The sequence below is a fragment of the Burkholderia sp. B10 genome (genome assembly GCF_004368385.1).
GTDB lineage: Bacteria > Pseudomonadota > Gammaproteobacteria > Burkholderiales > Burkholderiaceae > Burkholderia > Burkholderia vietnamiensis.
In genome coordinates this window covers 26770-34270 of record NZ_PQMX01000064.1, presented here as the reverse complement: position 1 = coordinate 34270, position 7501 = coordinate 26770, and the positions used below count along the sequence as shown (strand labels likewise).

Sequence of the window (7501 nt, the reverse complement as noted above, 5' to 3'; positions counted from 1 at the left end):
TGGCATTGAAGACGGCACGCAAGGTCCGCGCACGATCAAATCGGCGTCGCTCAGCCGTCAGGGGCCGAGCTCGATTGCGCAGCATATGAACAGTCTGCCGCAAGCCAAGTTCAACGATCCGTATGTGCTGCGAGATCGCCTCACGGGCGAGGTGCTGAAAAACCATCCGTATGAACTGATCCGCGGGGACGGTACACGCCTGACCGGGACGACAAACGAACTGGGCCATGTCGCCGAGCAAAAAAGCGATGACGTTGAATCACTGATGCTGCATGCATTGAGGCGAACCCCGGACGCGGGTGGCGATACTCAATAACATTGTCTGACAGATCTAAACATATTTTGCGAATGCTATGGGCACCAATCCGGTAGGTAATCCAAACGTAGTTTCGCCGTTCAATAACGACTTCGATCAGGATGTTGTGCAACTCATGGGGCACACGGCGCCTGACGGCTCGTCTTTCGGAAAATTTACGCTCACCCCCGCGAGTGATACGCGGCAAAAGGAGTTGCTGTGTGATGTCCGGCCCATCATCCCGGTGATTTTCATTCCGGGAGTAATGGGCACGCTGTTGGTCAACAAAAATACAGGCGACGAAATGTTTTTTCCGCCGAATGCGGATACTACAGGTTCGAAGGCAGCCGCAGCGCCTTGGTTATATGGTGCTTACCACCAAAATGCGGCCGAGCGCCAGACAAAATTCAATCCGTTAGAGGCGGCCGTCACTACGCTTGGCCCCATCAACGTCGGGGATGGAAAGACAATCAGTGAAGACGAAGCGCGGCGAAGAGGGTGGGGGTCAGTACATCGCTGGAGCTACCACCCGTTTCTTTTATGGCTCGAGCAGACGCTGAACTCGCCGAAGTTTTTTGGGAAAATACTCGGTCCGTGGATCACTCCTGATCCAACTGGCGAGAAGTGGGCGCTTCATCCGGTACTTGGGACTGATCCGAAGAAATACGGGGGCTTTGGTAACGGAGCACCTATCGAGGCTGATTCGACAAAATTTGATCATTTTACGAAATTCAGATATCGAGTGTATGCGATTGGATATAACTGGCTTCAATCGAATTCGGATTCCGCCAGGCAGGTGATTGAAAGTACAGATTATTTCAATCCAAAATCCAAGAAAAAAACACACTTGATGGGAATCAAGGAAATTATCGCAGAAAATCATAGCGGTAAGGCGATAATCGTAACTCATTCGATGGGCGGACTAGTGGCACGCATGGCAATTGCGATGCATGGTGCGGCGGATTTAATGCATGGGGTGTTTCATGGCGTGCAACCGGCGACTGGGGCACCATTGGCGGCGAAGCGATTTAGGGTGGGAGCGGAGACCGAGGGTCCTTCCACATTTATCACGCAAGACGGATATAAGAATGCTGCGTTGATGGGAAGAAATGAAAATGAGTTTGTTGCGGTGACGGCGAATGCGCCGGGGCCACTCGAACTGTTGCCGATGCCAGATTACAACAACGGTGAGCCATGGTGGATATTTGCAAGAATAAATGGAGATCCAGTTGTTAAACTGCCGAAAGCCGGTAATGCATATGATGACATATATACAAGCTCAAAATGGTATGGACTCGTTCCGGACGCGTCAATGCTAGATCCGGCTGGAATTGTTCAGGATAGGCTTAAAAAGAATAAAATTAATAAGACGGTCTTGGGAAATTTCAAAGACACGCTGTCTAAGGCGGTTGAGAATCAGAGAAATATTATCAACAAGTATCATGGTAATACGTATGCTGCCTATGCGAATGGAGCACTCGATCCTAAGCTGCAAGGCAGCCCGCCTGAAAAGAGCGCCGGAAAACAAACTATCGAGAAAGGAGAGGTGCTCGACAAGCTTTTGGCGTGGGGGAATGCAGTGTGGACCGGAAACATCCCAGCAGGGGTAACGGAAGAGGAGTTGCTTGCCGCTACTCCATTGTTTGATTCTCGTGATGGGATTTTGCGTATCCATCTGGAATCTCGCAAACTAACAATCGAGTTTCAAGTCCAGAGAACTGCATCGTTGCCCGGTGGCCCAAATCAGGATTTGGAAAAAAGTCGAAACGGTATCATTCCGGGAGACGGAACAGTGCCGGTCTGGTCAGCTCGTGCGCAGGCCCGTGGCCTTAAGCCGGGTGTGGGCGGCGGTCCGGCCGAAGGTGTACAGATGGTTTTCGAGCAAGGCGGGTATCAACATCAGTTTAGTTACGATCACCCGTGGACGCGTTGGTCGGTGCTCTATAGTATTGTGCAGATTGCCTGGAATGCACCGGAGCCGAAATGCTGAGACGTGTCGCTACTATTTCGTTAATTGTTGCAGGTATGTGTGCCTGCTCAGTTGTCTTCTCGGGGGAGTCGGCAGTGACTAATCCTTTGTTGTCCAAGTCGCGACCGTGGTGTGTCGGTCGCTTTGTCTTTGATCGCCCGGTGGCGAGCGAAATATCGAATCAATCATACGAATTTCGCGGTGAAAAGATTGATGTTAAACATAATTCTTCGGCAGCCGAATACGATTCGAAGGTAAAGCTCTTGAGCTCGAGGTTGAATGGTTCGCAGCGAGTAAATCCCGGAACTGGTGTCAAGATTAATCATTCGTGGTTGGAGAAGGAGTTGCGTCCACGAAATGATTCGGCGGTATTTGTCTATCAGGAATATTATTCAAAATCGGGGCTTGATTTCAAGACCGAGGGCTATTTGTTGGATGGTGGGAATCTTTTTCACACTGTTGGTGGAATTGGGGCAGAGGCGCTGGGACAGGCTGAGGAGATCTATAAGGACACGTACCGTCGAATTAAGAGCCGTGACAACTGGTCGGTACCGACAGAGTCAGGATTCTGTATTGATGGTGGAATCGTGACTGGTTCGTCGACCTACTCTGAGGAGGTTACCCAGTCGTTCGCATTGATGCCGGAAAGTCGCCCGGCACTGCTAGTGATTCAGATGCGCGATTCAGTTAGTCAAGACCGCGATCCTTCCGCCTCGCTCCTGAAGACCTTGCCTGATTTGCGTGCGAAATTGGATAGTATCGGTGCACACTACCGTATTTTGCGCCAAGGCCATCGCAAAGTCGCGGGCATCGAAGCGGAAGAAGTACTGTTTGAAGCTAAAGACGGAGGGGTTACCGAATACCGCTTCTCTTTGCTTGCCCCGGGTGACCCGAGTACGCTGGCGAAGCCACATACTTCGATTCAAATGATTCTCGGAGATATCAGTAGTCACGATATGCCGGCTGAAGAGCGAACCTCTCCGGTCGATGAAGCGCGGGCATTACAGGCGTGGGATACATTGCTGAACAGCTTGAGGCTGCGGCCCGGTGCGGTTTAAGGAGGGGCGTGCCGTGAGGCGATTTGATATCCTAAAAGGTGACATGACGACAGTCGGTGGCATCGTGCAGGGAGGTGACGCACGGGACATACTGCACGATCGCGAACAAGCGTACGAGCACGATCAGGTGTGGTGCCCGGTGTGCAAGACAGTTGGCATGATCGTATGCGACGGCCCGCGCCATTCGAGCACCGGGCCGGATGGTCGGCAGTCGGCGCTTAGTGACGACCTCTGTCGGTGCGCATGTCCAACGCCGCCGAAGTTGGTGGCGTCGCAGTCGGTATCTTATGTCGAGTTCTGATCTACGGAGAGGGGTGCTCCGAGCCGGAATTTTCCAGCTAAGACTGGGACGGAAATTGGGCTAGCCTCATGCGGACGCCGGTGGCATCCTCATCTACCTGCAGAATTACAAAGACGCAAAATCGCGTCCGGAGCAATCGGCCAAGTATCTGGAAAGCGAGCAGGGCATCGAATGCGACCGCGAGGACGCGACTAGGCCAGGGCTTGCATTCTCGACAGCTGCGCCCCACGCCGGCACGGGATTGCCCTACAAAGTTCGCCACATGATTGGCTATCTCCGGCACGACCCGGACAAATAACGAGTCGCTGGCAGCCGGTCTTCAAATTTGCAACGCAAGAGTCATCTGCCGGCCGGAGTCGGTGCGCGGCATGTCCGACCGTCCACCGAATGCTGCCGTGGGACGGCTGTTCACAAGCGCATACTCCCCGACCCGGTGCATCCGCCCGCACTCGGACGGCTGACGGCTCCACAGGGTTGCAATTTTGTATCCCTCCTTGCGGAGCTCCACAATCCGCGGCCGCGGGTCAACGATGTCGAGAAACCGCACCGCCTCCAACGTTGTTACGCCACCGCACATCTTCATCGCCTCGAGCAGGCGGGCGCGCTGATGCGCAGCGGTGTTCTCAGGCCAGTTGGCGATGATGCTGCTGAACAATGAATGGTCCAGCCGTCCGTTTTGCTTGTGCATTCGACGCTAACGTAGTGGGGATGAGGTCCATTGTTGGCCACATGCTTCAAAACGTAGCTACCGAAATACCTGACTAATCGAGCGCCGAATCGTCCGGCCAAAATTCGGCCATTTTTGAGCCTATTTGGGCCGCCTGTTATTCGGCGGGATGGTCAGGCTCCAAACCGATTTCGCGACGGAGCATGTCCAGGTGGTCGACTGCGACAATCCTGTCAGTCTCATCCGGAATGCGCTGGGCGAGCGCAAGCATCGCTTGGAATATCTCGCTGGTTGTCTGCGGCAGCGCGACCGCGGGGAGCATCTTCGGCGGAATGCTTGCCCGTGCAATCACGAGGTGCGCGAGGTTCTCGCTCTCGGCGGTTTGACGCCGTTTATCGTCTACGTAACGCGCGATGGAGGCTCGCTCGACATCGGTCAGGATTTTCCGGACGGCGCGCGATTCGGTGTCTTCCCAAACACGCGCAGCCACCGTAGCGATGAACTTGTTCGGATAGTCTCCGCACATCTCGTAAAGCGCTCGGGCAAGGTGCAAGACGAATGTGCGCCGTTCCTCGAATGCCGGGCGGCCGGCAGAGCGAGTTTTGACCGCAGATGCTACATCGTGCAGGTGTTTGAACTGCCCAAAGAAACTCGCCTGGAGCTGCGACGGCACCCAGAAGGAAGTCTCAGCCAGCAGGGAAGACTCAAAGGCCTCCGCGCGCTTCATCACTGCCTGGACAGCTGCGGCAGTGGGCAACAGCTCGGACGGCTCGTCGTCGACGCAAGCCACGAACGCGAGCGCGACCTGAGTAATCGCCGTGACCTGCAGCACGGTCCCCTTGCCGAACACGGAACGCTTGAAGAAGCTCCGTACAGTGGGCTGGTCCAGGAAGCTCTTATACCAGGCGGACCCCGCTTTATCCGCCTGACCGAGCCGCAGGAAATGTCGGGCTTCTTCGCACGTTGAGCGGAGGGTCTCGTTCGCTTCCAGAACAATCATGTGTGCACCTTCAGGCCTTTCATGTACGCGACACCGCGCGACGTTCGTTCGACTACCGAGTTGATGTCATCGCTAAGCGCTGCGCCGCCAACCAAAGCGAGGCAACCCAGCACCGCACGGCGCGCAGGTGCGCGGTTGTGAGCTCTGCATTCTTCGAATGGACGCCAACCATGGTTGCCTCCGGAGCTGGCGAAACGCCAGTCTAGCCTAAACAAGACGACGGTCGACCAAGTCATCCAGTCTGTTCGAGCCGGCCGCAATCATTTAGAGGCGTGGGGCTGCCCGCCAAGAAACGCAAGCGGGTTGAGGCCGATAGCGATAGTGCAACCAGATGGCACGCGTGCTCGGCCATCGGCTCCGTATTCAACGGCGGTCATAGCGCGCTGAGATAGAATCCCGATAGCCTCGCCCCGCTCGTTGAACACTGGGCCGCCGCTGGCGCCGGGATGCATTGCGTTGTCGATATACATGACATCGCATTCGAGGGTTCCGAGACCAGAGACTGTCGTCACTATCCGCCTGAGGTTGCCGATATGCCCTTGCTTGATGAGCGGGCCCGTCATGTCGGCCATGTAGCCCTTGTCCATGGCTGCCTTGAATTCGGCGGCGCCCTTTGTCTCTGGCAAGAGTAGTCGGTCAATGTCGAACGGGAGGCGCAGCTCTTCAGAATAGCCTGCCAGGAATACGCGCTGGCCAAGTCGCGGCGTATCCCCAAGCACGACCGGTATCCGAGGAACCTCCGTCGGAAACGGCTCCTTCGGATTCAGCATCGCGATGTCCAGCTGGACCGGCTGCGAAAATCCCGGGACTTCTATGTTCATGGAGCAAAGCTGGACCGCATACTCTGCGACCGGCAAACCCTGGAACTTGCAGAATATTTTTAGCGCCGGGTCGATGTAATCGCTGTGCCGAATCGGGAACCGCCCGGTGACGACGTGCGCGGCCGTAATCACCTGACCGTTCGGAAGAAACGCAAAGCCTGAGCCCTCGCTGATTTTCTCGTCGTCAAGGAAGACCGTGACAGAGCAGCACGCGGATGAGATTCGATTGTAGAGTTCTTCGAGCATGAGGCATTCATAAGTGAGAGTTCAGGCTTCGTCTGGCGGCGTGGACTGAAGTCGTGCCACGCGGCTGCGCTCGCCACCGTCAACGATTGCCGAGATTCTTCCCGAGGCTGGCATTGCGCCTCGCACGCATCTGCTCTACGAAGCGCGCGTTAGCACTGGGCACCTCCAGTTCGGGCTTCTGCGGCGGAGCGGCAGGCGCTGGAACGATGATAGGTCCGCACTGAATGCCGAGCGCTTCTGCCTGTGGTGGGCGTAGGACAACTCGATGGATTGTTCTTAACTCTTGGCTATCAATGAAAAAGACCCATAAATTTCTCAATTTATGGGTCCGTTTTTCTCAGGATATGCGTCTATCTACCGTAGGGCGACTTAGTTGATGAGACGCCGCACACTAAAAATCAAAGACTTACGAAGACGCCCGCCACAAGCACTTTGTGGCGACGACGGAGTTGTTGCGACTGGTCTACTTCCGCGCCGAAGTAGTAGCGTTTGGGTGCGACCCCAATAACCCACGAGCTCTCTGAGCGGCTCGTGCGAACCTCGGAAGGTCCAGACTTAGAAAAAGCTCAAGAGCGGCTCCAAGAGCGGGAAAATCTGCGAGGGTGGGACGCCGCGTCCCGTGAGCTGGCTTCAAATGACCCTGGCCCCGAACACGGCCGGCCCCACTGCAATTCTTCCGTGGAGCACGGCCATGAAATCGGATCGGATCTGTGCCGCCTGCGGCGCACCCTTCACTCCGCTCTTACATATCCCGCATCAACGCTTCTGCTCGGCCAAGGCGTGCCAGCGTGCTCGCCGGCGTGCGTGGCAGCACCAGCGCATGCGAGTCGATCCCGACTATCGCGAGAATCAGATCCGCGCCCAGGCCAGCTGGCGGGCCCGACATCCTGACTACTGGCGGCACTACCGCGAGACGCACCCGGCCTATCGCGATCGCAATTGCGCGATGCAGCGACGACGAAATGCGCGGCGCACTGCTAGTGCTGTTGCAAACATGGACGTGTGGCCGGCCCATCGCCCGCTGGCATCTGGGTTTTATATCCTGCGCAACGCGGTTGAGGCCGGCGTTGCAAAGATGAACGCGTGGACGGTGCACATCGCCGTGCTATCTGAGCCCAGGCCCGTTCCGGCGTGATTGCAAAGA

At 56.0% G+C, this 7501-nt stretch carries 7 protein-coding genes and 1 pseudogene; 5 read left to right on the top strand and 3 right to left on the bottom strand.

The genetic code is table 11. The annotated features are described in order from the left end of the window. The 4 genes and pseudogenes from C3Y15_RS24960 to C3Y15_RS24945 form a co-directional block, all read left to right on the top strand. Nucleotides 1-316, top strand: a pseudogene (locus C3Y15_RS24960) (type VI secretion system tip protein VgrG); the annotation flags it as partial. A 37-nt stretch (nucleotides 317-353) separates the two neighbouring features. Further along, nucleotides 354-2285 (top strand): alpha/beta hydrolase family protein, encoded by a 1932-nt coding sequence (locus C3Y15_RS24955; protein WP_080484289.1) that lies wholly within the window; start codon nucleotides 354-356, stop codon nucleotides 2283-2285. Then, nucleotides 2279-3322 (top strand): T6SS immunity protein Tli4 family protein, encoded by a 1044-nt coding sequence (locus C3Y15_RS24950; protein ID WP_224056255.1) that lies wholly within the window; start codon nucleotides 2279-2281, stop codon nucleotides 3320-3322. Before C3Y15_RS24955 ends, C3Y15_RS24950 begins: the two co-directional genes overlap by 7 nt. A 13-nt stretch (nucleotides 3323-3335) precedes the next feature. Further along, nucleotides 3336-3623 (top strand): PAAR domain-containing protein, encoded by a 288-nt coding sequence (locus C3Y15_RS24945; protein ID WP_080484292.1) that lies wholly within the window; start codon nucleotides 3336-3338, stop codon nucleotides 3621-3623. Nucleotides 3624-3942: 319 nt separating this feature from the next. On the opposite strand, the gene C3Y15_RS24940 is transcribed toward C3Y15_RS24945, so the two are convergent. The 3 genes from C3Y15_RS24940 to C3Y15_RS24930 form a co-directional block, all read right to left on the bottom strand. After that, entirely contained in the window at nucleotides 3943-4311 is a 369-nt protein-coding gene (locus C3Y15_RS24940; protein WP_059474639.1) for a helix-turn-helix domain-containing protein, read from the bottom strand. A gap of 136 nt (nucleotides 4312-4447) precedes the next feature. Further along, nucleotides 4448-5290, bottom strand: coding sequence for a hypothetical protein (locus C3Y15_RS24935; RefSeq protein ID WP_224056256.1), 843 nt, complete (start codon nucleotides 5288-5290; stop codon nucleotides 4448-4450). Nucleotides 5291-5550: 260 nt separating this feature from the next. Next, entirely contained in the window at nucleotides 5551-6357 is an 807-nt protein-coding gene (locus tag C3Y15_RS24930; RefSeq protein WP_046423681.1) for a serine protease, read from the bottom strand. A gap of 691 nt (nucleotides 6358-7048) precedes the next feature. On the opposite strand from C3Y15_RS24930, the gene C3Y15_RS24925 reads away from it, so the two are divergent. After that, nucleotides 7049-7492 (top strand): hypothetical protein, encoded by a 444-nt coding sequence (locus C3Y15_RS24925; RefSeq protein WP_124260255.1) that lies wholly within the window; start codon nucleotides 7049-7051, stop codon nucleotides 7490-7492. Nucleotides 7493-7501: the final 9 nt, after the last annotated feature.

Bases quoted from the DNA above. Each gene is read 5' to 3' on its own strand.
- C3Y15_RS24955 (WP_080484289.1), top strand. From the start codon at position 354: ATGGGCACCAATCCGGTAGGTAATCCAAACGTAGTTTCGCCGTTCAAT.
- C3Y15_RS24950 (WP_224056255.1), top strand. From the start codon at position 2,279: ATGCTGAGACGTGTCGCTACTATTTCGTTAATTGTTGCAGGTATGTGT.
- C3Y15_RS24940 (WP_059474639.1), bottom strand. From the start codon at position 4,311: ATGCACAAGCAAAACGGACGGCTGGACCATTCATTGTTCAGCAGCATC.
- C3Y15_RS24935 (WP_224056256.1), bottom strand. From the start codon at position 5,290: ATGATTGTTCTGGAAGCGAACGAGACCCTCCGCTCAACGTGCGAAGAA.
- C3Y15_RS24930 (WP_046423681.1), bottom strand. From the start codon at position 6,357: ATGCTCGAAGAACTCTACAATCGAATCTCATCCGCGTGCTGCTCTGTC.
- C3Y15_RS24925 (WP_124260255.1), top strand. From the start codon at position 7,049: ATGAAATCGGATCGGATCTGTGCCGCCTGCGGCGCACCCTTCACTCCG.